Source organism: Psychrobacter sp. CLB018, assembly GCF_041222815.1.
Lineage (GTDB): Bacteria > Pseudomonadota > Gammaproteobacteria > Pseudomonadales > Moraxellaceae > Psychrobacter > Psychrobacter faecalis.
On record NZ_CP166085.1, the window covers coordinates 1,070,872 to 1,093,633 of the forward strand.

Below are 22,762 nucleotides of genomic sequence, written 5' to 3' on the forward strand. Positions count from 1 at the left end.
TATGCTTATTTACTATCAAGTTTTTAGCTATCTAAGCCTTCTAATTAACCAAGTCTTCTGCTTAATTCGGGAAAGCGCTTTATCATAAATAACATCAACAGCAGCGACACACCAGCGATAGCCGCGCCGACATAGCCGACACTTGATATGGAAATATGCGTTACCGCATAACCACCAAACAGCGCACCTGCGCCAATGCCTAAATTAATAATCCCTGAGAACATCGACATCAACATGTCTTGGGCAGTGACATCAACCACAATGACTTTGGCTTGCATAGAGATAATCAGCAGCATCAGCGCCGCGCCCCACAGTAATGCAATGAAACTCAGCGCCCAGATAGAAGTCACGGCAAACAATAGTACCAGCATAGATAGCAGCATTAATATGATCGATATCAGCATCAATCTGGTATTAAAACGATCACCCCAACGGCTAAAAATCACACTGCCCGCAATCCCTGCTACCCCAAATAATAGCAAGACAACAGTCGCAGCGTTTTCACTTATAGCGCCAACCTGTCGCATAAAGGGTTCGATATAAGAATAAGCGGTATAGTGAGCGGTAAAGACTAATAAAATCAGCAAATACAAACAGACCAATAACGGATTCTTAAGCAATTCTGGAATTTTTCTAAACGAGCCTTCAAACATACTGGGTAACGTTGGTAAGAGCCTTGCTTGAAAGATAAAGACAATAAAAGCAATCACGCCAATACCACCAAAGGTCGCTCGCCAGCCAAACCATTGACCGACTAAGCGTCCTAGAGGCACGCCAAGCACCATCGCCAATGAAGTACCGGTTGCAAGCACGCTAAGCGCCAGTGCTTTTTTACCTTCCGGTGCTACGCGTATCGCAATCGCGGCGGTGATGGACCAAAATATCGCGTGTGATAGCGCAATACCCACGCGGCTAATCAGCAATACCTCAAAGCTCCACGCAAATACGGATAAGACGTGGCTGGCAATAAACACCACAAACAAGCCCAAAAGTAAGCTTTTACGCTCAAAACGGCTGGTGAGCAGCATCAATGGCAATGACATCGCCGCGACAATCCACGCATATAGCGTCAACATCCAGCCAGTCTCAGCCGTGGTAATAGAAAAATCATGGGCGATGTCGCTTAATAGGGCAACGGGGACAAATTCGGTGGTATTCATAATAAAGGCGCTAACGCCCATTAAAAATACTTGGAAATACTGAGTGCGGCGAGCATTTACGCTCACCTCAAGGGTCGGTTTCATAAAGTTCAACACAAATAAAGAAGGTACTAATACAGCAAAGTGGCTTAACAATCACTCATTAGCTTAATAAGATGGCAAAGATACGTCGTAGTAACAGAAAGAAGGAGAGCAAGATACCAAGTCAGAGGCAGCAGTTAAAGTAATTTTTTGATAATTAGCAAGAATCTTGGCAGGATTGTTCAGGTTAAGCATTTATCCGCTACAAACTTACTTTGAACCGCGTAAATACGATTTTTTAATAGTAAGAACAGTGTCTTGTTTGTCAGCCGCTGTAAATCAGAGGATAATCTACAGCATTAAATTTAATCTCGAGAAACTATTTTATGCTGATTAATGCAGATTTTACTCGCCGTGTAGCATTGGCGTCCGAACACTATCAATGGGTGCCATCACCGCAAAACGGCGTCGAGCGTGTCATGCTCGACCGCGTTGGCGCAGAAAAAGCCCGTGCCACCAGTATCGTCCGCTATGCGCCTGAGTCCTATTTTCCGCATCATATGCATCCGGGCGGCGAAGAGATTTTGGTGTTGTCGGGGACTTTTTCGGCAGATGATATCGACTATCCAGCAGGTTGGTACTTACGCAATCCACCAAACTCTGGCCATCAGCCTTATAGTAAAGAGGGCGCAGTCATTTTCGTCAAGCTTTGGCAAATGCCAGTCGCCGAAACACGTTATGTCGCTATCGATACGAACGATGCAGCAAACTGGCAAATACAGGACAATCGTGAGGTCTGTCAGTTATTCTCAGATGACAGCGAACAGGTCAGCTTACAGCGATTAAAGGCCAATGAAGCTCTATTTACCGACACAGTATTTATAAACGCAATATTTACCGACACAATCAAAGGCGGCGCTGAGATACTGGTGCTAGATGGCGAGCTGATAGATGCTGAACTAGCAGATGACGCTAAAACCTATACTCGCGGTGGCTGGCTACGTTTGCCAGTGGATGCACTACCGCAAATAAAAGCAGGCGTGCACGGTGCTACGGTTTATCTCAAAACTGGTCACCTGTCTAAAGTCATTGGCGCTAAAGTAGAAGAAAAATAGTACGCAAACGTAGCTTTAGCAATTATTAATAGTGACTTTAATGGTTGGTGGTGTGTCAAAAAGTATGCTGATTAAAACTTGAACAATTTTTGAAGCCTTGAAAGCCCTATAGAATCAGAGAACTTAGCATAGATTTCTTATTGACTTCTATCGCCAGCATACTTTTTAGAACACCACCTAATGGTTTATAGGCTACTGCCTCACTATAAAAAAGGCGTCAGAACTATTTTTCTGAAAAATAGATTTGACGCCATTTACATATAATTAGCTATAAAATATAGAAAGTTATTAAAATAATGTTCTGTAACTCCTCAGTACATACTCGCCCTTCACATTGCTGCTTTATTTCTATAAAATACCAACCGTACGGTTTCTTTATAAGAGAATATTCTTCTTTTCAAGAATAATAGAACACGTTCTTTTAAAGCCCAAATTATTTTTAGTTAAACTGACGCGCTAATATCGAGATAAAAATGGAAACTCAAAACGCTCACAAACGTAAAAAACAGCCAGAGCTTATACGGCGGGCGCTGCTTGATGAAGCAGCGCGCATCACTTTGGAGCAGGGCTTGTCTAAAGTGACCTTCCAATCGGTAGCCGATGCCGTCGGCGTGACCAAAGGCGGGGTGATGCATCATTTTGCCACCAAGGACGCGCTCATCTTAGAGGTGTTTTATGACGCGATGGCTAAGTTTGAGGCGGAAGTCAATCAAGCGATGGCAAAAGATCCGGTCAGCTACGGCTCGTTTACCCGCGCTTATATCGATGCCACCATCAGTCTGGGCGAAAAAGGTCAAGCCGAGTTCAATAGCCAAGCCACGCTGTACGTCTTGATGCTAGGGGATCGGATGCTGCGCGAACGCTGGGCTGAATGGTCAAACGAGCAGCTAAAAAAACACGCTGCTACGGACAATGCCGAAACGCTATGTATGGTGCGTCTGGTCGCCGATGGGATTTGGCTCTCTGACTTTTCGGGTATCGATATTTCGGACAAAGCCTCAATACGTACACGCTTGATAACTATGACGCAGCGTGACTTTGACGCTTAAAAATGCATACAAACCACTTTTATTTTTCACCTTTAATCCATGACGACATTGTTTTTAAGACTTTATAAAAAAGCTTTTTTATAAAGCGAACTCGTCGCCCTAAGGAAAACTTATGACAGCTACTCAGACAAACATAAATAACTTAACAGATATTATCGACTTAACACAAACACAGACCGCTTATATCAATGGTCGCTATTTGGCGGTCGATGATTCTTTATCAACTTTCGAAGATATCAACCCAGCGACAGGTGAAGTGTTAGCTATCATTCAACAAACGACGACTGAGCAAGTCGATGAGGCGGTAAAAGCCGCGCAACAAGGTCAAAAAGTGTGGGCAGCAATGACCGCGGTTGAGCGCGGCCGGATTTTATTAAACGCAGTTGCGATATTGCGCGAGCGTAATGATGTGCTGGCATTGCTCGAAACCAAAGACACGGGTAAAGCGCTTTCTGAGACCAAGTATGTCGATATCGTCACTGGTGCTGATGTCGTTGAGTATTATGCGGGGCTTGCGCCAATGTTAGAGGGTCGTCAGATTCCGCTACGTGATAGCAGTTTTGTTTATACCCGCCGTGAGCCACTCGGCGTGGTCGCTGGTATCGGTGCGTGGAACTATCCAATTCAGATTGCGATGTGGAAGGCAGCGCCAGCATTGGCTGCTGGTAATGCGATGATTTTTAAACCCTCAGAAGTTACGCCTTTGACCGCGCTAAAATTAGCAGAAATCTTGACAGAAGCAGGCTTGCCAGATGGCGTCTTTAACGTCGTGCAAGGCGATTATAAAGTCGGCGAAGCATTAACCCAGCATCCTGATATCGCCAAAGTCTCATTCACAGGCGGCGTACCAACGGGTAAAAAAGTCATGGCAAGCGCCGCATCATCGTCGCTTAAAGACGTGACCCTAGAGCTTGGTGGTAAATCACCATTGATCATTTTCGACGATGCCGATATCGATACCGCTGCTGACATTGCGATGATGGCGAACTTTTATAGTACAGGTCAGGTCTGTACCAATGGCACGCGCGTCTTTATCCCCAAAACCTTACAAGCCAAGTTTGAACAGGCCATCTTGACGCGTGTTAAGCGTATCAAGCTCGGCAATCCGCTGGACGAGAGCATCAATATGGGGCCATTGGTTAGCTTTCCGCATATGGAGCGTGTGCTTGGTTATATCGAGCAAGGTAAAGCGGGCGGTGCGCGTTTATTGGCGGGCGGCGAACGTATCACGGCAGGCGAGCTTGCCAATGGCGCATTCGTTGCACCGACAGTATTTACCGATTGCAGCGATGATATGACCATCGTTCGTGAGGAAATATTTGGTCCAGTCATGTCGATATTGACTTATGAGCTTGAGGAAGAAGTGATTCGCCGTGCCAATGATATCGAGTACGGTTTGGCGGCAGGAGTGGTAACCGCTGATTTGACCCGCGCGCATCGCGTAATTGCGCAGATACAGGCTGGTATTTGCTGGTTAAATACCTGGGGCGAGTCGCCTGCGCAAATGCCAGTAGGCGGTTATAAGCATTCTGGTATTGGCCGCGAAAATGGCATCGAAGCCCTTGAGCATTATACGCAGACCAAATCTATCCAAGTAGAGCTTAGCAAGTTTGAATCGGTATTTTAAGCAATTGTACGGTAAGAATTTTTAAACAGTAAGGTTAAGGCGTGAGGACTCATTTGTCCTTTTCGCGCCGCTTCACTGCTATGAAATGATGGATATTTTTAATTTTATGGAGCGTTTTATGACATCAACCACACCTGAATATGACTACATCATCGTCGGCGCAGGCTCAGCAGGCAACGTGCTAGCCACGCGCTTGACCGAAGATGCCAACATTAAGGTGTTGCTATTAGAGGCGGGTCGTCCGGACCATCGCTTAGACTTTCGCACGCAGATGCCAGCGGCGCTCGCGATGCCGCTACAAGGCACCACGTATAACTGGGGCTACAAAACCGACCCTGAGCCCTATATGAACAACCGCGTTATGGACTGTGGCCGCGGTAAAGGGCTTGGCGGCTCGTCACTCATTAATGGGATGTGCTATATCCGTGGTAACGCGCTCGATTTTGACCATTGGGCGAAAATCAATGGCTTAGAGGACTGGACGTATCTCGACTGCTTACCCTACTTTAAAAAGTCAGAAAACTGCGATGCAGGCGAAAATGACTATCATGGCGTCGGTGGTCCAGTTGAAATGACTACTTCAAAACCAGGCGTCAATCCGCTGTTTGAAGCGATGATTGAAGCGGGCGTGCAAGCTGGCTATCCGCGTACAGAGGATCTAAACGGCTATCAGCAAGAAGGCTTTGGGCCAATGGATCGTTTTGTCACGCCAAATGGTCGCCGTGCTTCCACCGCGCGTGGTTATCTTGACCGCGCCAAACCGCGCAGTAACATCACTATTTTAACGGGTGCATTGACTGATGTGATTCTCTTTGATGGTAAGCGTGCGGTCGGTGTCAAAGTCGCCCATCAAGGTCAAATCAAAAAATTCTATGCGTCTCGTGAAGTGATCGTCTCATCGGGTGCGATTGCCTCGCCGCAGTTTTTGCAACGTTCAGGGATTGGTCCTGGTCAATGGCTTAAAGATGTGGGCGTGACTGAAATTCTAGATTTACCGGGCGTCGGTAATAACCTACAAGACCATCTAGAGCTGTATATGCAGTACGAATGTAAGCTACCAGTCTCAATTGCGCCTGCCAATAAATGGTGGAATAAGCCGGCGATTGGAGCGGAATGGTTATTTATGGGTACAGGCCTTGGCGCGTCAAATCAGTTTGAAGGTGGCGGTTTTATCCGTACCGATGAGAAATTCACCCATCCTAATATTCAGTATCATTTCTTACCGTTAGCGGTGCGTTATGACGGCCGCAGCGCGGTAAAATCGCATAGCTTCCAAGCGCATGTGGGTTCATTGCGCTCGCCAAGTCGTGGGCGTGTCAAGCTAACTTCAAAAGATCCAAGCGCGCATCCAAGCATTTTATTTAACTATATGTCGCATGAGCAGGACTGGCAAGAGTTTCGCGCGGCGATGCGTATCACTCGTGAGATTATGCATCAACCAGCGCTTGACCCGTATCGCGGCCGCGCCATTGCGCCAACTGATGATCTGGTGACCGATGCGCAGTTGGATGAGTATGTCCGCAACCATAGCGAGACGGCTTACCACCCATCATGTACTTGTGCGATGGGTGAGGGTAATGATTCGGTAGTCAATGGTGAAGGGCTAGTACACGGTATCGATGGCTTGCGCGTGGTCGATGCGTCGATTATGCCAAATATCATCAGTGGTAATTTGAACGCAACCACCATTATGCTTGCTGAAAAAATCGTCGATAAGATGCGCGGTGTGCAGTTGCCACGTTCAACAGCAGATTATTATGTCGCCAATGGTGCACCGCTCAGAGCCGAGCCGATGCGCGTTTATAACTCTGTCGTTTAAACGCCTTTTTAAATGAATGCCTAAACGAGTATTTAGGCAACTGCGCGAACTAATAAACAATAAATAATATAAGTCCATTTCTATCAAAAGGCCTTTCGTAGTAAAGGTCTTTTTTATCAGCGCATATGTTTATAGAGATGAAAACCGTTGAGGTTAAATTTACTTAGCATTTGCGTCGCTGTTTTTCTAATCGTTTATCTTTCAGTTTTTATTAATTGGTACTGCTTTGTGCGTCATGCGGTGATAAATACCTTATGAGTTTAAGTTTCATAAGACTATGACGGACAAAGCAATATCAGACCCTGTTTCATTTACCGATTGAGGTCTTTTATGTACAGCTCGCCATCAGAAGATGCGACGAAACCCCTGACTCTAAATAAGACGGTTTTTTTAGGTTCAGCTATTATTTCTATTTTATTGATTATCTGGACGATTTCCTTGCCAGATTATAGTGAGGCATTATTAAGCGCCAGTATGGCATGGGTATCAGAGAGTTTTGGCTGGTATTACATGCTGGTGGTTGCCGCTTATAGTATTTTCGCTTTGTTTGTTGGTTTTTCTAAATACGGCGATATCAAGCTGGGACAAGATCACGAAAAAGCTCAGTTTCCTTTTTTAGCGTGGGCGGCGATGCTATTCTCCGCGGGTATCGGGATTGATTTATTATTCTTTGGTGCCTCTGAGCCGTTGATGCATTATCTCACACCGCATACGGGCTTAGAGCCTGCCAGTGCTGAAGCGATGCGTGAAGCGCTGTCGCAAACCTTTTTACACTGGGGTCTTCATGGTTGGGGTATTTATGCGCTCATTGGTATGGCATTGGCGTACTTTGCGTATCGTAAAAATATGCCACTTGCGCTACGTTCACCGCTGACACCGATATTTGGTGAGCGCTTAATCAAAGGCTGGCTTGGTGATGGTATTGATACCTTTGGCGTCGTCTGTACCTTGATGGGTATCGCCACCAGCTTAGGTATTGGGGTATTGCAGGCCAATGCCGGCTTGACACATGTTTTCGGTATCGAATCGAGCAAAATGGTGCAGAGCCTGATTATCTTAGGCGTGGTTGTTGCTGCCGCTATTTCTGCGATGACGGGCGTTGAAAAAGGCGTACGCCGTTTATCCGAATTTAATATGTTGTCATCGATATTGCTACTATTGGCCATATTGGTGCTAGGTAATACGGTTTATTTGCTCAATACCTTTACCCAAAATATTGGGCAATATTTCCAAACGATTATTTTTAAAACCTTTGATGTCTATGCTTATGATGGTACGGCTGGTGCTGATTGGAAGTCAGGTTGGACGATATTTTTCTGGGCATGGTGGGTCGCTTGGGCACCCTTTGTCGGTTTGTTTATCGCGCGTATTAGCCGCGGTCGCACTTTGCGAGAGTTTGTCTTTGGCGTGATGTTTATCCCGCTTGGTTTTATTTTTGCGTGGTTTTCCATCTTTGGTAATTCAGCGATAGATTTGGTCGCCAATGGTGCAACTGAGCTCGGTGAAATCGCCGTCAATGACGCCGCGATGGGTATGTTTGCCTTGTTTGAATACTTCCCTTACAGTGATATTTTTTCATTGGCAGGCGTGTTTATTGGTCTGATATTTTTTGTGACCTCAGCGGACTCAGGCGCTTTAGTGCTTGCAAATCTAAGCTCAAAAGGCATGACCAATGATACTGACGCGCCTGTTTGGTTACGCCTGTTTTGGGCGGCAGCCACAGGTTTGATTACTTTAGGCTTATTGTTTGCGGGTGGTTTTGCCTCGCTACAATCGGTTTCCGTCATTGCTGGTCTGCCGTTCTCGCTTATTTTGCTGCTTTACATGATGGCTATGTGGAAATCACTAAAAGAAGAGGGTAATAAGCGCAAAGCCAGTACGGTTGGCACGGCAAACGTGCTCGATAGCGGTAAAGGCTGGAAAGCGCGCTTGCAGCGTATCGTCAGCTTCCCCAGTCACAAGCAAGTCGAACGCTTTTTACAGACGGTCGTTAAACCTGCCATGATTGAGGTCGAAAACGAGCTAAAAGCAGGCGGTCTTAAAACCTCATTGGATATCCGAAATTTGGCCAGCATTGGTAAAAATATCGATGCCGCAACCGACGAAGATGACGGTCAGATAGATGGGGTAAAACTGCGCGTCGGGCATGGTGATGAAGATGACTTTATTTATGAAGTCAATCTCATCAAAGCTGAGCGACCAAACTTTACCCTCAATACTTCCAGTAAGCAGGCCGAGTTTTATTACCGTGCTGAGGTGTTTTTAAGTGATGGCTCGCAAGAGTATGATTTGGTTGGCTATACCAAAGAGCAAGTGCTGGTCGATATCTTGCATCAGTACGAATGTCATATGCAGTATCTGCATTTAGAGCGTTAATTCATTTATAAAATCATTCATCAAAGGCTAGTATATATAGTTAGTTCAAAATAAAAGCGAGAAATTATAGCTGTGTGCGACTGGTATAAATTTTCCTTGCTTGCTGTTATCACAGAGGCTACGAAAAATTCATCCCAGTCGCACTGTATCGATTTTAAAGTAATTCTACTATAACTTGCTAGATGTTAGAGATGTGATTAATCATTTGGCAAAACATAATCCTATAAGTTGCATACAGCTTATGGGATTTTTTATATAAATTAGCTCAATAAATAATAAGCTTAATAATGAATTTAGTGATAAATTTAGTAATGAGTGATTGGGCGACAGCAGTTGTCGCACAGTTTTTTTAGCCGCTTTATTTTCATAAGGTTTTATATTATAGTTATTGAGCCAGGCAAAAATAACAGGACAAACAGTTAACCCTCGGGGCGCAACGCTTCACTTTTTAACTGAGTTGTCTTTAGCAAACATTTTGAATAATGTTATTTTCGTTTAATCCTAAACAATCACGCCTGCACAAATCCAAACCTAACCCCCCCCCAAAAAAATATTGATTAATAAGCAAAATAACTGAACAGAAAAACGCCTGTTAATGTTAGGGCGTGTTGAACATTCATAATTTGAGCCAGATATAAGCACAAGCAAGAGCGACTGTATTTTCATAACTCTGCTTGAGCTTATCAAATCTGGTGGCAACGGCCCTATACTGTTTTAGTTTGGCGAAAGCATTTTCTACTAAATGTCGTGCTTTATACAAGTCCCAGTCCATATGGTCGTTAGAAGACTGAGTGTTTCGTTTTCGAGGGATGTTATCCCGTGTCCCTGCTTGTTCAATATGCACTCGTAGTGCATCAGAATCATAGCCTTTATCGGCACATAAAACCTCTGTGTTGCTCAAATTAACTTTGTCTACTAAGTCAGGTGCGACTTTAACGTCGTGGGTCGTGCCATCTGACAAGATAAAGGTAATCGGATTGCCATGCGCATCTACTGCCAAGTGAATCTTGGTCGCGCGTCCTGCCACACTTTTACTAATGGATTGTAGGTTCTCATTGCCACCACTGCTGTGTTGATGCGCCTTGATATGAGTACCATCAATGAAGACCCACTCAAGATCTGCGTCTTTGATTAATAAAGCAAACAGCGTAATCAGCTTATTACTACGAAACCAGCGCTGGTAAGCTTTATAGATGGTATTGGGCTTGCCAAAATACTCGGGTAAGTCGCGCCAAGGACAGCCAACACGCATGCGATAAAGCACGCCTTCAACCGTTTGTCTAAGATTTCCTTTGTCATAGATATTAAGTTCTAGTAATATAGGTTTCAGTCTTGTCCAGTGTTCATCTTTGAGCATAGTGCGAGGCATAGCGAACGATATCTTTTTTGTGTGAGAACTTAAAGATTAACCGTTCGCTATTTTTTTTGCCAGAAATTTATATCCAATGTTCAACACGCCCTAGTTTTTTAAAATTTATAACGCTAAAAAATAGTGCGACGATAATGAGAAACTACGGCTAAACAATTATAAAAAACACCCAATCGTACATTCTAAAACCAATTAACTTCACTAATTTTATAGCCAATAACGTCATTTAAGCAAATGGCGAACAGACTCGGCTGGCTTAAAATTGCGCTTAAAAGAATCCAAAGAAAAATACGAAATAAAAATATAGAAAATAATGCGATAAGCAATCAAAAATCAAAACTGGAAGCCAAAATAATAAGGATAAAACGATGACAAAGTTAACCTATCAATTTGAGCAAAAACGGATAGACAATATGCAGTGGTCGCATGGCGCAAAGCTGTCTGGAATAACGGCACGGGCGAGTGATGAGAAAGGGCGGGTACGTAAAAGCCCATTATTTTATCTTGAGACGGTTTCGATAAACAATTATGAAGACGATGTATATTTTGTCAATAATACCGATGATACCTTGAGTTTTGTCGCGCCGTTTCGGCTGTGCCGAAACATAGGTGACGCAAGGGCTAAGCTCGGTGATATCAGTGCTGAAAACGTAAAAAAGGCAAAGCTTTATAGCGATGATATCGACTGTTTATATACAGACGTTTTACCCAAGCAAGCGGTGCGTATTGGCAGTACGCATATCATTTATGATAGCGATGCGCTGATGCAGTGGTTTATCGATGTGCCTTATAAGGGCATTGATACCAAAGGCATTGATACGCATTACGGTATTTGGCGTTTTAACGTAGTAGAGAAGGGCGGAATTGGTGGATCTTATCCATTGCTGTGGGAGGACTTTAGTAAGCCCTCGCACGTAGTGAGCAGTGAGTATGTGACTGAGCGCAATGAGATGCCGATAGAGCCTTTACTCTATGACGAGCGCTGTTCGATGTTAGAGCAATTTATTGAACAGTATGGCGTGGCTGACGCTATATTTATCTTGGCTATTAATGATGTGCTCTATCGCTATTATGTAGGCTGGAGTGCGCCCTACAATGAGTCCGATATTCAAGCAAAAGATATTGCGTGTAAATTAACAGCGCAAAAACCAAAAGATGCTGAGGCGGTAAAATCCATTATCCAAGCGGTTTATGATTTTTGGTTTGGTAAAGGCTTTGCGAAAAATACTTCAATGCAGGCTTGTGAGGAGATTTTGAGTTTATACCAAGCGCAAATTGCCAATCAAAAATCGCTGATAAAAGACCAAATTAATAAAAATAATACTAAAAAATAATGAAAAAAGGAGAGAGCTATGATGTTTCCTATCGAAAATAACAACACGTTTTTACTGTTTTTCCATGGTCTCGATTCAAGTTGCGAGACCAGTAAATACACGTGTATCAAGCGCGAGCCGAAATATTGTCAAACGGTCAATTACCGCGAAAATTTTGCAGAAATTTTTGAGATTTACGATGCTTTAATTCAAGAAAAAATGCAAGAGTATCCACGCGTGGTGCTGGCAGGGCATTCGCTTGGCGCTTGGTTTGCCAATCATTTTGCCCATAAATATAACCTGCGGGCTCTCTTGATTGCGCCTTGCATTTATCCAAGTGAGGTTTTAGCGGACCGTATTCCCGCCGTAGCCGATATGAAACTGTCGTTTCCGACCTCAAACACTGAGATGATGCGAGTCATGGTGGAAGTCGACGATGAAAGTCTGGATGTGGCGGTCGCTAGGCGAACTTTGTTTAATCTACCGGATAGCTGGGAAATCGATTATTTTGACGGCGGTCATCACCGTATCGCTCGTAGCAGTGATATTTGGTATCACTTGGTCCATCTGTGTGAAGATCCTATCGTTTGGATGGATGAGGCGACGTATCATGGTGAAGATTAGGGGATTTGCGGATTAAAAAGAAGTCATGATCGCGTATTTATTTTCTATGGGCTGATGTGCTATCATCATTGAATAAACTATCGTGGGTTTAACAGTTTTGTCCTCGCCATTTATTGCAAATCATCAAGATTGCGATTGATAGCGGCGTACAAACCTTGCAACTTCCAGCACGATATAAAACAATCCTGGTAAAGCGCATGAGCCTGTACTCCGACATCCTCATTTGTGCCTGATTTTATACTTTTTCGTCGGAGTTATAGGAATATAAGGTCTTCATCATCATGAGCCAATCTGCCCAGCCATCCAAATTTACCCGCCGTTTTCAGCCGTGCCATCCTCTCACACAATACGTCATCGCGCAAATAGATACGTTAGAATATCGCGCGCAATATATTGTCAAAACCATGGGTTACCCACTAAAGCATACCATGCCTGCTTGCGAACGCCTGCGTCATGTGCTGTCCAATAAGCATCTTGGCCTTGACGGCAGCTATATGGATAAATATTTTAGCGCCGATGAGTTTTTAGCAAAGTTATTTTCGGTACTCGATTTGCCTTATGAGCCATTTGCAGAAGATATTGCTCAGATTAAAGATGAAATAGCACAGGGTACTGCGCCGCAACCTCGATATCGCCTGCAAGCCAATGTTGATTTTAAGTTTGATGACAACGCCAATTGGCTGTCTCGTTGGGCCGCTGCACTTTGGACTCAGGTAGATTTGCCAAGCGGATTTGCCAAACTGGATGAAATGGCGCGTAAAAGTATTATTAAAGAGCGTATCCGCACGCATTATCAAGAGCGTGGATCTAACGTGCCGTACGATGGCGCTATAAAAGGCTATTGCTTGATTATGGAACTGCAAGATAAAGAAGTCGAGAGAATCGAGTACGACTTACCAAAATCTAAAAGTGTGTAATAGCCTAAGCGATATTTATTCTATAATTTCAAAGAACCATCTTTACAATCCTATAAGTTAAACGTCAAACTAAACATTATCTTAAACATAAGCCTCTCTATCCTTTTATGATAGCGAGGCTTTTTTGTCGCGCGTAAACTCTTAAGGTTCGAGGCTACCATTGAAGGCAAGTGTGGTCATTGTTATGATAAGCCAAGCTATACTTAATAACTTTTAAGCTTAAAACGATAAAGATTAACCAAACTGCGAAACCTCTCTATGACTCCTTCGATTTCCTCTTATCCTCGTCTGTACTCTTTTCGTCGCTGTCCTTATGCCATGCGCGCCCGTCTTGGGTTGTTGTTTGCGGGGCTGCAGGTCGAGCTGCGCGAGATAACATTAAAAAATAAGCCGCCGCAAATGCTCGCGATTAGCCCCAAAGGTACGGTGCCTGTGCTGCAGCTTTTAAATGGCACAGTGATTGAGGAGAGTAGAGAGATAATAATTTGGGCGCTTACGCAGCAAGATGCGCAAGAGTTGCTTGCTGCCCAGACTTTGCCGCAAGCAAATGCGCTGATTGATAAAAACGACAATGAGTTTAAATATTGGCTCGATCGTTATAAATACGCCGACCGTCATCTCGATATGAGCCAAGCAGAGTATCGACAACGGGGTGAGATTTTTTTACAAATGCTAGAGGAGTTATTAATCAAAAATCCTTATTTGCTAGGGGAGCGCATAACCATCGCTGATATCGGTATCATGCCGTTTGTCCGTCAATTTGCGCATGTGAATCGCAAGGTTTTTTACGATTTACCTTATCCAAATTTGCAGCGCTGGCTACAAGACTGGCTCAAGCACCCGCTTTTTTTGCAAGCGATGACTAAGTTTGCGCCCTGGCAAGAAAAAGATGACGTGGTGGTTTTTCCTGCCGCTTTCATCGAGCGTCATTAGTGCTATGATAAAATCTCTCAATTACATATAAGAGGTTGCCATGACCATTGATCTCAATAGCCGCTACGGCTTGAATCCTGCTCATAGTGAAGTCGTAGAAGCGTGCCAGATTATTGAGCCGTGCGATGCGCTCGATATGGGCTGCTCAAATGGGCGCAATGCTTTGTATCTTAGCCAACTTGGGTTTAATGTGACGGCGATAGATGCCAATCCTAGCGCTATCAATATGCTACAAGACATTGTCAAACAAGAGGGACTTACAAACCTCAAAGCCGAAGTGTACGATATCAATCGTGCCAGCCTTGATACCGATTATGGTTTTATCAGCTGTACGGTGACCCTGATGTTCCTTGATCCCGCGCGCGTTGACGCTGTCATTGCCGATATACAGGCGCATACGCTGGCTGGTGGTTATAATTTGATTGTTTGTGCCATGAACACTCAAGCCTATCCATGTCCCGTTAATTTCCCGTTTACTCTAAACGAAGGGCAATTACGCGACGTGTATCAGGGCTGGGAGTTGATTAAATATAATGAAGACGTCGGCACCATGCATAACGGCGCGCAATTACAGTTTGCTACCATGTTGGCACGTAAGCCCAGTTAAGCAATGTTAAGTGATGTTAGACAAGAAATCTTAATCAGATCAAATTAGTCATACTGTCAATTCAAAAGGTTGTTAGCGCTATATTTATCACAGCGTTAGCAGCCTTTTTTAATTAAATATTTGGTGGTGTTCTAAAAAGTATGCTGACATCAGACATAGCCATAATTGACATAGAAGAATACCAAATCAAACACCTTAAAGTGGTTATCAAACTTCTTTGAGAAGCAACAGGTCTTTCGAACGGCTCGTCGCAATCGGTGTCTAAGGCGACAGTTATTACCTTCTATGCCTACCGTATGCTGCTTGCCGATTTGTTTCTTGTCAGGCTTGAATGCGGTTGTAAAGCTATCCCAGTTATCCATGCTAATAGAACCATAGCTGACTTTCAGTTGTTTAAGACGGGCTCTTAGCTTCTTAGCTGTTTTCAGGTCACGTTTGCCCCAAACATAAGCAACAATCTCATTGGTAGCGCGGTCATAAGCATAAATAAGCCAAACTTTACGCTTTTTGCGATACACGTAAGTCCAAAACTCATCAATCTCTAAGCGTTCATAATAGCGCTTTTTAGGTGTAATCTTATAGACCGATGAGCCTATGGTGCTAAGGACTTTACCAATACTAATAGAGGCTATAAGGGCTATGTCTCTGACGCCGCAACCTCTAACCGTCATTAGCCGTATGATGTCTTCTATTTTAGAGTGACAGCCATGATAAGTTAAGGCATGGTCGCCAATGAATTGACGTTTGCAGTCCTTGCACTGGTAGTTCTGCTTGCCATAGCTTTTTTTGCCGTGTATCGAAAAACTGGGACTGTGACAGTCGGGGCAATTGATCTGTATTTGTGTCTTCATAACCTCAAATATATCATCTTGCTTTGGCTGTCACCCTCCTTTCATCTCCTCAGCATACTTTCTGACACACCACCAAAAATTTTACAAGCCTATACAGCAATAACAAACGCGCTATACAGCGGAGCAGTCGTTTTTTTAATATACTCATACTTAGAAAAATAACACGATAAAAAAGAATAATGGAAAAATAACATGGATTGGTTCAGTATTTTTATTTATGACACCACATGGTCTTTTGCGGCAGAAATCGCCATACGTACCATCATCATGTTTTGCCTGATTATTTTATTATTACGCTTTACGGGCAAACGCGGCATCCGCCAACTCTCTATTTTTGAGTTAACCATTATCTTGTCACTGGGTTCTATTGCAGGCGACCCGATGTTTACAGAAGATTTGCCGCTGATTCAAGCAGTGCTTATCATGAGTATTGTCTTGCTACTTTATCGGTTTTTTACTTGGTGCTCGACAAGATACAAAATTTTTGAGCTTATCTTAGAAGGTAAGCCGACTTGTATTGTCGAGGATGGTTTATTGGTCTTAGAGGATGTCAAAAAGGGCAAAATGTCGCACGATGAGTTCTTTTCAGAAATGCGCCAAAAAGGCGTGCGTCATCTAGGCCAAGTTCAGGTAGGGTTGCTCGAGACGGATGGCGATTTTAGCGTGTTGTTATTTGAGCCTGAGAAAACGCAGTATGGACTGCCTATTTTTCCGCAGGAATTTAAAAAAGCAAGCGTATTAGAAAACGGTCATCCCTATGCTTGCATGTACTGCGGTTATGTACAATATATCGAAGTGGCAAATGATAGATGCAAGCGTTGTCAGCACTCCAAAGGATGGGCGAAAGCGCTCAAGACCAAGTTTGTAAATTAAGCAGTATGACTGGTGACCACCTCAATAATACTTTTACAAATAAGGCTGTTTATACTGCGTAGCTTTTGCTCAGGAGCGCCGTGGCACAGGCTGCGAAAATCATAAATCTCGCCTTGATAGCCGATACAATAAAAAAACGTGCCGACGGGTTTTTCTTCGGTTTCAGAGCCACCGGGCTTTAATAGCCCCGTACAGGCAACATGTAAGTCGGCCTCAAACATTTTTTTGGCTTTGATGACCAGCTCACGCGTCACTTCTAACGACTCAGGCGTACAGTCCTCAATTAATTGGCTAGGTACTTTTAATACCTGCTTTTTTATCGAAACGTCATAACATACTAGGCCACCCATTAATACATCGCCAGAATATGGACTGACAGAAAAGCGATGCGCTAAGTAGCCCGCGGTCGCGCTTTCAATAAAGACCACCGTCAATCCTTTATCAGCGAGTAATTTTGCACAACTATCGGTCACGCCTGCCTCCTTTTCTTTATTAAAGCTCGTAAAATAAAAACAACCACTATTCACTTAAACTATTACAGTACTTTGCTCGTAATTATTCAATTTATGGATTGATGAATTTGCGTAACTATTATTTAAAACTTACCTTTCTTCACTAAATGTTATTTAGCTTTAGGATTAGTTCTTGTAATATCTTTATATAGTATAAAATATTTGATAGGAAATCGGTTTTTAGCTTAGTCTGAAGAGACTGGGTTTTAAATAAGATTGATGACCCTTTAAACGGACTTTTAGGCGATAGCTATGTTTGCATTTGATATCAGTATGAAGATTTTAACCTACCATGCTTTTCAGCTTGGCATTGCTTTTATACTGTCGCTACCGATTGCCCTTAATCGTGAGCTTGAAGACAATGGTGCGGGACTCAGAACCTTTCCTTTGGTGACGATTGCCTCGTGCGCTTTTATGTTGGTAGGTATGGATATTTATCAAGGCTCGGACGCAGAAGCTCGTATCATGTACGGCATCATAACTGGTATGGGTTTTATTGGTGGTGGGGCTATTTTTAAAAACGAGAATGGAGCAAAAGGCACGGCAACCGCCGCTGGGCTATGGAATACAGCGGCAATTGGTATCTCGGTCGCCTATGGGCGCTATGAAATTGCCATTATCCTATCAGTCGTTGGATTTATCATTTTGCAATTCTCCAAACCCTTTAAGCCAAAGCATAGGCGCAAAGATTGATAATTAAACTATTTAATATGATTGGATAAAAGATATTAGACATAAAATAAGCGAGAACCATGATGGTCTCGCTTATTTTATGTCTCTGTTGCTGTGCGGTTTATCTATTGCGTATAGCGATGCGGTTTGCCAAGCCCAAAGTTATTGCACGCCCTCTGCCGGTGTTTGATCGAGGTTTGGATTGTTTTCATTAACAACCACAGCATCAACGCCTTTTTCTTCATCTTCTGTACCATCTACGCCAGAATAATAGGTTTGATCTCCATCATTCTCGGTCGCGTCAGTAGAGGTGGCGGTAGTGTCTGTAGAAGTGGTCGCCGTGGTGGTCGAGGTTTCGTTGTCTGTCGTAGTGGCTACAGGCGCCATTTCGTCAGCTTGCGTATCGGTAGACTGGACGTTGTCATTGGTCGTGGTCATGTCGGCAGTGTCAGGCTCTGTACTAACATCCGTTGCATCTTCTCTTTCGTTGCTGCAAGCGCTAAGCCCAATCACACTGGCTAATAAGGCTATCCATAGTTTGTTTTGAAGCTTTTTAGGCGTGACTGATGTTTTCATTTTTATATCCTTGTTATTGTTTTTGATTGTACGCTTATAATAAGATTTAGCCAGATTAGCGGTTTATTCGTCTATGCTTGATTATTGAAAAACCTAATAATTAAACTGACAGTATGCCTAAATATAATAAAGAAACTTAAAAAATTCAGGTGAATAAAGGTAAAGGTTTGTCAATCTGTGTATCATATATTCTTTAAAATAATTTATAAGTAACTAAAAGAAAAAGTACATTATGAATCCCGATAATAAAACCCCACTTGCTTTTAGAAGGTATCCTTCGACCACAGCGCTACAATGCTTTGAGACAGCGGCGCGGCATTTAAGCTTTACCAATGCGGCGCAAGAGATGCACATGACGCAAAGCGCTATCAGTAAGCAAGTCGCGCAGCTTGAAGAAATGCTGAATTTGTCGCTGTTTTATCGCACCCCGCATCGCATCTCTTTAACGCCCGCTGGGAAGACTTACTACTTAGAAGTGCTCGAAATCCTCAAACATATTGAGGCGGCGACTACTAGTCTGATGTCAAACAGTGATAATTCAGAAGTACTGAAAATCGTCTCGCATCCAACTTTTTGCTCGCGCTGGCTGATGCCTGCATTAAACGGCTTTGGGGCAGCAAATCCGCTGATTAATTTAACCATCAAAGAGCTGGCGGGGCCGTTTTTTTCTGAAGATCAAAACGTTGATGTGGCGTTTTTATATGGCGATGGGATTTGGGGCGGCATGGAGTCGATTAAGTTGTTTGATGAGTATAATGTTGCCGTCTGTCATCCGGATTATTTAACAGACAAAGCCGCCTGCATGGGTGATATAGGCAATATAGATAATTGCACGTTATTACAACTTAGCTCACGTCCTAGCGCTTGGTATGAATATTTTAGACAGCAGGATATTCGTATCGATGGTACCTTTGTTGGCCCGCGCTTTGACACCTTTCATACGACTATTTCGGCGGCACTACTTGGCTATGGTATTGCACTGGTGCCCCTGCGTTTGGTTGCGCCAGAGCTCCAATCAGGCGCTCTGGTGACAGCATGGCGCTATGCCTCAAAAGGCAGGGGAGCTTATTATATGTCTTACCCTTTAGCCATGGGCAACTCGCATAAAATCAAGGTCATTATAGAATGGATTTCAGCTTATCTTGCTAAGTCAAAGGAGCCTACGCCAGACTTGGATTTTATTTTGTAATATAGGGCAGATTGGAACTTTTTAACGATTAACCCTGTGAGCTTTTAATCCTTTGGCTATTAACAAGGTTAAAAGTGACGTTTGCAAAAGTAAAGTTTGAAAAGACAGCAACGCACCGGCCTTGAGCCGGTTTTTTTTGTCAATGTTAAACATGGCAATGATAAGCATGGCAATGACAAAAAGGAATGACATCACAACTATTATTCGTTTGCTGATAGGGGAGCAGTTTGCTCAAATGAATCTCTCATCAAGGAAGATAAGAGACAGCCATGGAGCAGCTATACAACGTCACCGATGCCTTTACGATGGTGCATCCGCTGACATTAGTCAAAGGTAAAAATGCCAACGTTTGGGACGATAAAGACCGTTGCTATATTGATTTTGTCGGCGGTATTGGGGTCTTAAACCTTGGTCATTGCCATCCTCATATCGTCAGCGCGATTGTCACTCAAGCGCAGGCGCTGATTCATTATGCTTATAACGCCGCCGCTCATCAGCCGTATCAAAATTTTATGCCAAGACTGTGTGAATGGATACCTATTAAGGGTGAGCTTGGAGGCATGCTCACCAACTGCGGCGCAGAAGCCACCGAAAATGCCATAAAAATCGCCCGTATGCAGACAGGGCGCACTGGTGTGATTGCCTTTGATGGTGGTTTTCATGGGCGTACACTGGCGGCGGTTAATTTAAATGGTAAGGTCGCGCCTTATAAGCGCGGGCTAGGGCCATTGTCTGGCGGCGTCTACCATATTCCTTTTCCTAGTCCTGATAACGATATCAGCGATCAGCAGGCGATCGCGGCTTTAGAGCGTCTTTTTGCGGTAGAGACTGATGTGGCTAATATCGGTGCCATTATCGTCGAGCCCGTCCAAGGTGAGGGTGGGTTTCAGCTGCTGTCAGCGACGTTTGCCCAATATCTACGCAGCTTTTGTGATGAGCATGGCATCTTACTCATCATGGATGAGATTCAGTCGGGGTATGGTCGCACAGGTACGCCTTTTGCCTTTACGCATTTGGGCATTGAGCCTGACCTGCTATTGCTCGGTAAAAGTATCGCCGGCGGCTTGCCACTTGGAGCGGTAGTCGGCAAAGCTGGCGTGATGAATGGTCTGCCAAAAGGGAGCTTGGGCGGAACCTATTCAGGTAATCCAGTGGCGTGTGCGGCGGCAAATGCTACTTTGGATATCATGCAGGACGATGAGGTCTGGCAATCAGCTAAGCATTATGCCAACACCATTGAAAGTACTGTCAATGAATGGCAGCAGCAAAACCTCTCTGCATGGCTATATGGACTGACAGGAGTTGGGGCGATGCGCGGTATCGAGTTGCGTCACCCAACTTATGGCACGCATCCAAGTGTGATGGCGCATGTCTTAAAACAAGCGCGTAAGCAGGGCTTGCTGTTGATGCCAAGTGGTAAGCATCGACATATTATTCGCTTATTGCCGCCGCTGACGATTGAGCCTGAAACCCTAACAGCAGGTCTTGATATTTTAAAGGCGGTGCTAAGCGGTATTCCTAATGAAATGCCAAAGCTATAGTGTCTGTGAGCTGCTGAGAGTTTTTGTGAGTTACTGAGAGCGTCTGAGAGTTTCTGAGACGACTGTTTTTATCTAAAAAATACCTTAATTAAAAAGGATACATACCTGTGAACCCTACCTTTATCAATAGCGATGATATTCGCCACGATTTCTCTATCGCCATGTCAGAGATGTACCAAAAAGAAGTGCCGTTATATGGTGACCTCATTGATTTGGTAAGCGACGTAAATACTGAAGTATTAAATAAGCAGCCTGAAATTAGGCAGCAACTTGAGCACACCGGAGAGATTGATAGGCTAAATATGGAGCGCCACGGTGCGATTAGATTAGGCACCGCCGCTGAGCTAAACATGATGCGCAGGCTGTTTGCGGTCATGGGCATGTACCCCGTTGGTTACTATGATTTGGCGCCCGCTGGCGTGCCTGTGCATTCTACGGCGTTTCGAGCGATTGACACGCAGTCTTTAAATAAAAGTCCCTTTCGCGTTTTTACTTCTCTATTGCGCCTTGATTTGATTGATGATGAAGCATTAAAACAAGAAGCGATAGCTGCTTTGGATAAGCGCACTATCTTTACAGATAACGTTATTAATTTAATTAAGCGCTTTGAGGCGCAGGGCGGGCTAGTGGCTGAAGACGCTAAGCAATTTGTTAAAGAAGCGTTAGAAACCTTTCGCTGGCATGACAAAACACCCGTTTCAAAAGCGCTTTATCAGCAACTATTAAGCCAACACGGACTTATTGCTGACGTCGTCGGTTTTAAGGGCCCGCATATCAACCATCTGACGCCTCGAACCTTAGATATCGATGCAGTGCAAGCAGGTATGCGAGCAAAAGGCATACCACCAAAAGCCATTATAGAAGGGCCACCGAGACGGAGATGTCCTATTTTATTGCGTCAGACCAGTTTTAAAGCGTTAGAAGAAGCGGTTAGCTTTAAAAACCCTAACGGCGGCTATGAAACGGGGCATCATACTGCGCGCTTTGGTGAGATTGAGCAGCGCGGCGTGGCTTTAACGCCCAAAGGCCGAGCGCTGTATGACCAATTGCTTAGCCAAGCTCGCCACCAGTTAGCTGTGACGCCAAATGCCGATAACGCCTCGGAGTATTATCAGGTTTTAGAAAGTGCATTTGCAGCGTTCCCTGATGATTATCAAGCGCTGCATGATGAAGGTTTGGCGTATTTTTACTATCAAGCAGTTGGTAGCGATGCAGATATAGTCGTTGCTGACATTGAACAGACACTAGATTCTTTAGAAGTAGAAAGTATAAATGATTCTATAACAAAGCAAGTGGTTACTGATTTGCTTGAGCAAGGAATGATTCGCCTAGAACCTATCGTTTATGAGGATTTTTTACCCGTCAGTGCGGCGGGGATTTTTCAGTCCAATCTGCATGACGACAGCACAAACGACAGTGCAAACGGCAATGAAAACGGCGAAAACAGCGGCAAACAAAGTAAGGGTGAAGTTCATACTAATAAAGAAGCGTTTGAGAATGCTTTGGGCGCTCAGGTTTACGATGAGCTTGAGCTTTATCAAACGCTGCAAGCGCAAAGTCTCAAAGCCTGTTTGGCGAATCTAAATAGTAAAGCCTTAAATGGTGTTATCTAAAACAG

Annotated in this window: 20 protein-coding genes; 15 read left to right on the top strand and 5 right to left on the bottom strand. The window is 44.0% G+C overall.

Going from position 1 to position 22,762, the window contains the following annotated elements; all coding sequences use genetic code 11:
- Positions 1-44 precede the first annotated feature (44 nt).
- Positions 45-1,244 carry a sugar transporter gene (locus AB8P72_RS04680; RefSeq protein ID WP_305935408.1) on the bottom strand — a complete coding sequence of 400 codons (1,200 nt, stop codon included), beginning with the start codon at positions 1,242-1,244 and terminating at the stop codon, positions 45-47.
- Positions 1,245-1,567: 323 nt separating this feature from the next.
- Between AB8P72_RS04680 and AB8P72_RS04685 the strand changes: the two genes are divergently transcribed.
- The 5 genes from AB8P72_RS04685 to betT all read left to right on the top strand — a co-directional run bounded on the left by AB8P72_RS04685 (position 1,568) and on the right by betT (position 9,167).
- Positions 1,568-2,296 (top strand): cupin domain-containing protein, encoded by a 729-nt coding sequence (locus tag AB8P72_RS04685; RefSeq protein WP_305935407.1) that lies wholly within the window; start codon positions 1,568-1,570, stop codon positions 2,294-2,296.
- A 473-nt stretch (positions 2,297-2,769) separates the two neighbouring features.
- Complete coding sequence (locus AB8P72_RS04690; protein ID WP_305935406.1) at positions 2,770-3,345, top strand: TetR/AcrR family transcriptional regulator; 576 nt, start codon at positions 2,770-2,772, stop codon at positions 3,343-3,345.
- A 154-nt stretch (positions 3,346-3,499) separates the two neighbouring features.
- A complete protein-coding gene (betB, locus tag AB8P72_RS04695) occupies positions 3,500-4,972 on the top strand; it encodes a betaine-aldehyde dehydrogenase (protein WP_369811248.1) in 1,473 nt (490 codons plus the stop codon).
- Between the two features lie 118 nt (positions 4,973-5,090).
- Positions 5,091-6,791, top strand: a complete 1,701-nt coding sequence (betA, locus tag AB8P72_RS04700) for a choline dehydrogenase (protein ID WP_369958096.1) — start codon at positions 5,091-5,093, stop codon at positions 6,789-6,791.
- 330 nt (positions 6,792-7,121) lie between these two features.
- On the top strand, positions 7,122-9,167 hold the full coding sequence (gene betT, locus AB8P72_RS04705) for a choline BCCT transporter BetT (RefSeq protein ID WP_305935403.1): 2,046 nt from the start codon (positions 7,122-7,124) through the stop codon (positions 9,165-9,167).
- Positions 9,168-9,783: 616 nt separating this feature from the next.
- Here the strand turns inward: betT and AB8P72_RS04710 are convergent.
- Entirely contained in the window at positions 9,784-10,536 is a 753-nt protein-coding gene (locus tag AB8P72_RS04710; protein WP_369957936.1) for an IS5 family transposase, read from the bottom strand.
- Positions 10,537-10,904: 368 nt separating this feature from the next.
- Between AB8P72_RS04710 and AB8P72_RS04715 the strand changes: the two genes are divergently transcribed.
- The 5 genes from AB8P72_RS04715 to tehB all read left to right on the top strand — a co-directional run bounded on the left by AB8P72_RS04715 (position 10,905) and on the right by tehB (position 14,930).
- Positions 10,905-11,870 carry a hypothetical protein gene (locus tag AB8P72_RS04715; RefSeq protein ID WP_193031930.1) on the top strand — a complete coding sequence of 322 codons (966 nt, stop codon included), beginning with the start codon at positions 10,905-10,907 and terminating at the stop codon, positions 11,868-11,870.
- A gap of 18 nt (positions 11,871-11,888) precedes the next feature.
- On the top strand, positions 11,889-12,473 hold the full coding sequence (locus tag AB8P72_RS04720) for an alpha/beta hydrolase (RefSeq protein ID WP_193031932.1): 585 nt from the start codon (positions 11,889-11,891) through the stop codon (positions 12,471-12,473).
- 281 nt (positions 12,474-12,754) lie between these two features.
- Positions 12,755-13,390 (top strand): hypothetical protein, encoded by a 636-nt coding sequence (locus AB8P72_RS04725; protein ID WP_369958097.1) that lies wholly within the window; start codon positions 12,755-12,757, stop codon positions 13,388-13,390.
- A gap of 258 nt (positions 13,391-13,648) precedes the next feature.
- Positions 13,649-14,323 (top strand): glutathione S-transferase, encoded by a 675-nt coding sequence (locus tag AB8P72_RS04730; protein ID WP_201541729.1) that lies wholly within the window; start codon positions 13,649-13,651, stop codon positions 14,321-14,323.
- A gap of 40 nt (positions 14,324-14,363) precedes the next feature.
- Positions 14,364-14,930 (top strand): tellurite resistance methyltransferase TehB, encoded by a 567-nt coding sequence (tehB, locus tag AB8P72_RS04735; protein WP_305935402.1) that lies wholly within the window; start codon positions 14,364-14,366, stop codon positions 14,928-14,930.
- A 149-nt stretch (positions 14,931-15,079) separates the two neighbouring features.
- Here tehB and AB8P72_RS04740 read toward each other — a convergent pair whose 3' ends face one another.
- The gene (locus tag AB8P72_RS04740) at positions 15,080-15,781 is read right to left on the bottom strand and encodes an IS1 family transposase (RefSeq protein ID WP_369958098.1); all 702 of its coding nucleotides are present in this window, start codon (positions 15,779-15,781) and stop codon (positions 15,080-15,082) included.
- A 192-nt stretch (positions 15,782-15,973) separates the two neighbouring features.
- On the opposite strand from AB8P72_RS04740, the gene AB8P72_RS04745 reads away from it, so the two are divergent.
- A complete protein-coding gene (locus AB8P72_RS04745; protein ID WP_369958099.1) occupies positions 15,974-16,654 on the top strand; it encodes a DUF421 domain-containing protein in 681 nt (226 codons plus the stop codon).
- Here the strand turns inward: AB8P72_RS04745 and AB8P72_RS04750 are convergent.
- A complete protein-coding gene (locus AB8P72_RS04750; protein ID WP_193031940.1) occupies positions 16,651-17,127 on the bottom strand; it encodes a CinA family protein in 477 nt (158 codons plus the stop codon). The two genes, AB8P72_RS04745 and AB8P72_RS04750, sit on opposite strands and share 4 nt — an antisense overlap.
- 291 nt (positions 17,128-17,418) lie before the next feature.
- Between AB8P72_RS04750 and AB8P72_RS04755 the strand changes: the two genes are divergently transcribed.
- Positions 17,419-17,859 (top strand): MgtC/SapB family protein, encoded by a 441-nt coding sequence (locus AB8P72_RS04755; RefSeq protein WP_068408907.1) that lies wholly within the window; start codon positions 17,419-17,421, stop codon positions 17,857-17,859.
- A 141-nt stretch (positions 17,860-18,000) separates the two neighbouring features.
- Here the strand turns inward: AB8P72_RS04755 and AB8P72_RS04760 are convergent, their stop codons facing one another.
- A complete protein-coding gene (locus tag AB8P72_RS04760) occupies positions 18,001-18,414 on the bottom strand; it encodes a hypothetical protein (protein ID WP_102076691.1) in 414 nt (137 codons plus the stop codon).
- Positions 18,415-18,646: 232 nt separating this feature from the next.
- Here AB8P72_RS04760 and AB8P72_RS04765 point away from each other — a divergent pair, with 232 nt between their 5' ends.
- The 3 genes from AB8P72_RS04765 to AB8P72_RS04775 all read left to right on the top strand — a co-directional run bounded on the left by AB8P72_RS04765 (position 18,647) and on the right by AB8P72_RS04775 (position 22,757).
- Positions 18,647-19,603: a LysR substrate-binding domain-containing protein gene (locus tag AB8P72_RS04765; RefSeq protein ID WP_201541735.1), complete on the top strand. Its 957-nt coding sequence runs from the start codon at positions 18,647-18,649 to the stop codon at positions 19,601-19,603.
- A 269-nt stretch (positions 19,604-19,872) separates the two neighbouring features.
- A complete protein-coding gene (locus AB8P72_RS04770; RefSeq protein WP_201541737.1) occupies positions 19,873-21,144 on the top strand; it encodes an aspartate aminotransferase family protein in 1,272 nt (423 codons plus the stop codon).
- A 161-nt stretch (positions 21,145-21,305) separates the two neighbouring features.
- Positions 21,306-22,757: a VOC family protein gene (locus AB8P72_RS04775; RefSeq protein ID WP_369958270.1), complete on the top strand. Its 1,452-nt coding sequence runs from the start codon at positions 21,306-21,308 to the stop codon at positions 22,755-22,757.
- The last annotated feature ends 5 nt before the right edge of the window (positions 22,758-22,762 follow it).

Excerpts from the sequence above, each read along its gene's own strand:
- betT (WP_305935403.1), top strand. The coding sequence starts at position 7,122 with ATGTACAGCTCGCCATCAGAAGATGCGACGAAACCCCTGACTCTAAAT.
- AB8P72_RS04755 (WP_068408907.1), top strand. The coding sequence starts at position 17,419 with ATGTTTGCATTTGATATCAGTATGAAGATTTTAACCTACCATGCTTTT.
- AB8P72_RS04775 (WP_369958270.1), top strand. The coding sequence starts at position 21,306 with ATGTCAGAGATGTACCAAAAAGAAGTGCCGTTATATGGTGACCTCATT.
- AB8P72_RS04770 (WP_201541737.1), top strand. The coding sequence starts at position 19,873 with ATGGAGCAGCTATACAACGTCACCGATGCCTTTACGATGGTGCATCCG.
- AB8P72_RS04680 (WP_305935408.1), bottom strand. The coding sequence starts at position 1,244 with ATGAAACCGACCCTTGAGGTGAGCGTAAATGCTCGCCGCACTCAGTAT.
- tehB (WP_305935402.1), top strand. The coding sequence starts at position 14,364 with ATGACCATTGATCTCAATAGCCGCTACGGCTTGAATCCTGCTCATAGT.
- AB8P72_RS04720 (WP_193031932.1), top strand. The coding sequence starts at position 11,889 with ATGATGTTTCCTATCGAAAATAACAACACGTTTTTACTGTTTTTCCAT.
- AB8P72_RS04730 (WP_201541729.1), top strand. The coding sequence starts at position 13,649 with ATGACTCCTTCGATTTCCTCTTATCCTCGTCTGTACTCTTTTCGTCGC.
- AB8P72_RS04760 (WP_102076691.1), bottom strand. The coding sequence starts at position 18,414 with ATGAAAACATCAGTCACGCCTAAAAAGCTTCAAAACAAACTATGGATA.
- AB8P72_RS04685 (WP_305935407.1), top strand. The coding sequence starts at position 1,568 with ATGCTGATTAATGCAGATTTTACTCGCCGTGTAGCATTGGCGTCCGAA.
- AB8P72_RS04710 (WP_369957936.1), bottom strand. The coding sequence starts at position 10,536 with ATGCCTCGCACTATGCTCAAAGATGAACACTGGACAAGACTGAAACCT.
- AB8P72_RS04745 (WP_369958099.1), top strand. The coding sequence starts at position 15,974 with ATGGATTGGTTCAGTATTTTTATTTATGACACCACATGGTCTTTTGCG.
- AB8P72_RS04765 (WP_201541735.1), top strand. The coding sequence starts at position 18,647 with ATGAATCCCGATAATAAAACCCCACTTGCTTTTAGAAGGTATCCTTCG.
- AB8P72_RS04690 (WP_305935406.1), top strand. The coding sequence starts at position 2,770 with ATGGAAACTCAAAACGCTCACAAACGTAAAAAACAGCCAGAGCTTATA.
- AB8P72_RS04715 (WP_193031930.1), top strand. The coding sequence starts at position 10,905 with ATGACAAAGTTAACCTATCAATTTGAGCAAAAACGGATAGACAATATG.
- betA (WP_369958096.1), top strand. The coding sequence starts at position 5,091 with ATGACATCAACCACACCTGAATATGACTACATCATCGTCGGCGCAGGC.
- AB8P72_RS04740 (WP_369958098.1), bottom strand. The coding sequence starts at position 15,781 with ATGAAGACACAAATACAGATCAATTGCCCCGACTGTCACAGTCCCAGT.
- AB8P72_RS04725 (WP_369958097.1), top strand. The coding sequence starts at position 12,755 with ATGAGCCAATCTGCCCAGCCATCCAAATTTACCCGCCGTTTTCAGCCG.